This is a genomic window from Pseudoxanthomonas sp. LjRoot204_2 (genome assembly GCF_056175765.1).
Genome location: NZ_JBGFFG010000334.1, coordinates 1 through 3,814 on the forward strand (window position 1 = coordinate 1; position 3,814 = coordinate 3,814).

A 3,814-nucleotide genomic window follows, 5' to 3' on the forward strand; every position below is an offset into this window, starting at 1 on the left:
GCCCGCACCTGATCATCCGGGACTCGTCCCAGCCCCCCGAATAATCCGCCCGGTGCGGCTGCGACACCCCTGCCGCACCRCAAAATGACACCGGTTACCAAAGCCCGTAGAATCGGCCCACGACCTACCCGACGCCCTGTTCCACACGCGTCCGCATCCACGGAGTTCCGCCCATGTTCTGCAAGACCTACCACGCCACCCACCCGGACATGATGGACGGCGCGAGCAACGACCAGCTGCGCGACCGCTACCTGATCGGCAACCTGTTCGTCGCCGACACGGTGCAGCTGAACTACTCGCACAACGAGCGCTTCGTGATCGGTGGCGCTGCACCGGTGTCGCAGAAGGTCGACCTGCCGCGTCAGACCGAGCCCGCGTCGGCGGCCGGCAAGCCGTTCCTTGAGCGCCGCGAGCTGGGCGTCATCAACGTTGGTGGGGGCGCCGGCAAGGTCACCGTCGACGGCACCACCTACGCGCTGGGCCCGAAGGATGGCCTGTACGTGGCCATGGGCAGCACCGACGTGGCATTCGAATCCGATGACGCATCGCACCCCGCCAAGTTCTACCTGACCTCGACGCCGGCGCACGCGCGCTTCGAGACCAAGCAGCTCTCGATCAAGGATGCCGTCGCGCTCGAGCGCGGAGCGCTGGAGACGAGCAACGAGCGCACGATCTACCAGTTCATCGTGCCGGCGACCTGCCAGTCGTCGCAGCTGCTGCTGGGCCTGACCGTGCTGAAGACCGGCAGCGTGTGGAACACCATGCCGCCGCACCTGCACGACCGCCGCAGCGAGGTCTATTTCTACTTCGACCTGGCCGACAACGACCGCGTCTACCACTTCATGGGCGAACCGGACGCGCAGCGCCACATCGTCGTGCAGAACGACGAGGCCGTCGTGTCGCCGCCGTGGTCGATCCACATGGGGTCGGGCACCAGCAACTACGCCTTCATCTGGGCGATGGGCGGCGAGAACCTGGACTACACCGACATGCACGTGCTGGACATCTGCCAGCTGAAGTGACGGGCGTGCCGTAGAGCCGAGCTTGCTCGGCTGAACCACCATCCGAAGCCGATGCATCAAGCGCAGCGGAGCAAGCTCCGCTCTACCAGAAGTGCACCACACCGAGGGAATCCACGATGGCAAGCAATCCGTTCAGTCTCGAAGGCAAGATCGCGCTGGTCACCGGCGCCAACACCGGCCTGGGCCAGGGCATCGCCGTGGCATTGGCCGAAGCCGGTGCCGACATCGCCGCTGCCGGCATCGTCGAAGCCGCCGAGACCGGCGAGAAGGTGCGCGCCCTGGGCCGTCGTTTCCTCAACCTGGAGGCGAACCTGATCAGCATCGATCCGGTGGAACGCCTGGTGAAGGAAACCGTCGAGGGCCTCGGCGGCCTCGATATCCTCGTCAACAACGCTGGCCTGATCCGCCGCGCCGACGCGGTGGACTTCAGCGAGAAGGACTGGGACGACGTGATGAACGTCAACATCAAGTCCGCGTTCTTCATGTCGCAGGCCGCCGGTCGCCACTTCATCGCACAGGGCAGCGGCAAGATCATCAACATCGCCTCGATGCTGTCGTTCCAGGGCGGCATCCGCGTGCCGTCGTACACGGCCAGCAAGTCGGGCATCGCCGGCATCACACGCCTGCTCGCCAACGAGTGGGGCGCCAAGGGCATCAACATCAACGCCATCGCGCCGGGCTACATGGCGACCGACAACACCGCGCAGCTGCGTGCGGACGAAGACCGCAACAAGGCGATCCTCGACCGCATCCCGGCCGGGCGTTGGGGCGAACCCTCCGACTTGGGGGGCACGGCGGTGTTCCTGTCCTCGCGTGCATCGGACTACGTCAACGGCGCGGTCATCCCCGTCGATGGCGGTTGGCTGGCGCGCTGACGCAGCGCGCGTCTGCACGGGATCCTGTGGGAGCGACGCGAGGAGAACATCGATGTTGCGTCGACTTGTCATCCTGACGATCTTCCTTTGCTGCGCACCCGCGCACGCCGCATTCCCACGCCAGGTCTTCATCGCAGGCGACTCCACGGCCAGCGCCTATGGCCCGGAACGCGCGCCGCGCGAGGGGTGGGGACAGCAGTTGCAGGGCTTCCTTGACCCGAAGGCATTCGTCGTGCGCAACCACGCGCAGAGCGGGCGCAGCGCGCGCAGCTTCATCGCCGAAGGCTGGTTCGACGGCATGGCGAAGGACGTGCGCAAGGGCGACGTGCTGCTGATCCAGTTCGGCCACAACGATGAGAAGATCGAAGACCCCACCCGCTACAACGAGCCGCAGCGCGCGTTCCCGGAGTGGCTGATGCGCTACGTCGACCTCGCGCGTGCGAAAGGCGCCACGCCCATCCTGGTGACGCCGGTGGCGCGCAGGAAATTCGATCGCGGCCAACTGCTCGATACGCATGGCCTGTACGCACAGGCCGTGCGCGACCTGGCGCAGCGGGAGCGCATCGGCCTGATCGACCTGACCACCCTGAGCATGGATTGGCTTCGAGCGGCCGGCGACGAAGCGAGCAAGGCCTACTTCATGCACGTGCCGGCGCAGGACCAGCAGGACGACACCCACTTCCAGCAGCGCGGCGCGGTGATGGTGGCGTGCCTGGTGGTGGGAGGCTGGAAGCAGGTCGATCCCGCGCTCGTTGCGCACGTGACCCGCGATACGGACTGCGGCGCGCCCGCGACCGCGCTGGCCGACCGCAAGGCGCAGCCGAACCCGTCGCTCATCGTGCACGCGCGCGACATCGCCGTGGAGCAGCCGGGACCGCACGGCGGCGCGGGCACCACCACGGCGTATCCCTTCTTCCGCGACGCGCCCGCGCTTGGCTTCGAGTTCCGCAGGCGCGTGCTGCACAAGGGTGCCGGCATCGGCCTGCACCAGCACCACAAGGACGAGATCTATTACGTGCTCAGCGGGCGCGGCGTGTACGAGCTGGATGGCGTCGCGCGGGCGGTGGAGGCCGGCGACGCGATGCTGACCCGACCTGGCAGCACCCACGCGATCCGCCAGGACGGCGGGGAAGACCTGGTGCTTCTGATCATGTACGGGAAGAAGCAGGAGTGAGGAGAGAAATGAGGCGTGGGTAAAGGCGGGCTCCCGCTCACGCCTCACTTCTCTCCACTCACTTCTCGCTCGCGGGCGCCGGACGATCCCAGCGGCGGTAGGTCGCATCCAGGGCGCTGCGCAACCGGCGATACGGCGCGCTGCCGGGTTCTGCCTGCAGGCGGGCCGCGACGGCCTTCCAGCCGCCTTCATGGTCGCGCGACCACTCGCGCACGACGGCACGACAGGGTTGCCCCACGATCTGCGCCAGCGCGCAGGCCATGAAGATGTCCCCGGCTGTCCAATCGGGCTGTTGTTGCATCGCTTCGACATAGGCGCGCGGGACAGCGTAGTAGCGCGCCATCTCGTCCGCGAACGCTGCCGGATAGCGGCTGGCGTACTCGTTGATGTCTGCCAGGTGACGGTCGACCGACGCATCGCCACTGGCAGGCGTGTAAGCGTCGGGCGCCGCATCCTGCGCGACCGTCGGCGCGACGGATGCCCATGCGAGCGAGCACAGCAGAACCGGGGTCAGCAGCATGCGTTTCATCACCACACCATTGTGCCCCACCCTACGGCTGGCCACCCGCCGGATCATGCCTCCGGCGTCGCTTCGATCCGGGCCACGGCCGCCGCCAGCCCGCTGGCATCCTCCACCACGTGCAGGCGCGGCGCGTCCGCAGCGACCCCATGCTCGGCCTCCAGCGCCCAGGTGACGTGGTAGGGCATGTGGATGCCCCACCCCCCGAGGCCCAGGACCGGTT

General features: G+C 67.5%; 4 protein-coding genes. 3 read left to right on the forward strand and 1 reads right to left on the reverse strand.

The features are described 5' to 3' along the window. Window positions 1-173: 173 nt before the first annotated feature. The 3 genes from kduI (at window position 174) to AC04L7_RS14165 (ending at window position 3,071) form a co-directional block, all read left to right on the forward strand. Window positions 174-1,022: a 5-dehydro-4-deoxy-D-glucuronate isomerase gene (gene kduI / locus AC04L7_RS14155; protein ID WP_435996666.1), complete on the forward strand. Its 849-nt coding sequence runs from the start codon at window positions 174-176 to the stop codon at window positions 1,020-1,022. Window positions 1,023-1,138: 116 nt separating this feature from the next. Beyond that, window positions 1,139-1,897: a 2-dehydro-3-deoxy-D-gluconate 5-dehydrogenase KduD gene (gene kduD, locus AC04L7_RS14160; protein WP_055937192.1), complete on the forward strand. Its 759-nt coding sequence runs from the start codon at window positions 1,139-1,141 to the stop codon at window positions 1,895-1,897. A gap of 52 nt (window positions 1,898-1,949) precedes the next feature. After that, on the forward strand, window positions 1,950-3,071 hold the full coding sequence (locus AC04L7_RS14165) for a cupin domain-containing protein (RefSeq protein WP_435996663.1): 1,122 nt from the start codon (window positions 1,950-1,952) through the stop codon (window positions 3,069-3,071). A gap of 58 nt (window positions 3,072-3,129) precedes the next feature. Here AC04L7_RS14165 and AC04L7_RS14170 read toward each other — a convergent pair whose 3' ends face one another. Next, window positions 3,130-3,600, reverse strand: a complete 471-nt coding sequence (locus tag AC04L7_RS14170; protein WP_296279337.1) for a hypothetical protein — start codon at window positions 3,598-3,600, stop codon at window positions 3,130-3,132. Window positions 3,601-3,814: the final 214 nt, after the last annotated feature.

Bases quoted from the DNA above. Each gene is read 5' to 3' on its own strand.
- kduI (WP_435996666.1), top strand. From the start codon at position 174: ATGTTCTGCAAGACCTACCACGCCACCCACCCGGACATGATGGACGGC.
- AC04L7_RS14170 (WP_296279337.1), bottom strand. From the start codon at position 3,600: ATGAAACGCATGCTGCTGACCCCGGTTCTGCTGTGCTCGCTCGCATGG.
- kduD (WP_055937192.1), top strand. From the start codon at position 1,139: ATGGCAAGCAATCCGTTCAGTCTCGAAGGCAAGATCGCGCTGGTCACC.
- AC04L7_RS14165 (WP_435996663.1), top strand. From the start codon at position 1,950: ATGTTGCGTCGACTTGTCATCCTGACGATCTTCCTTTGCTGCGCACCC.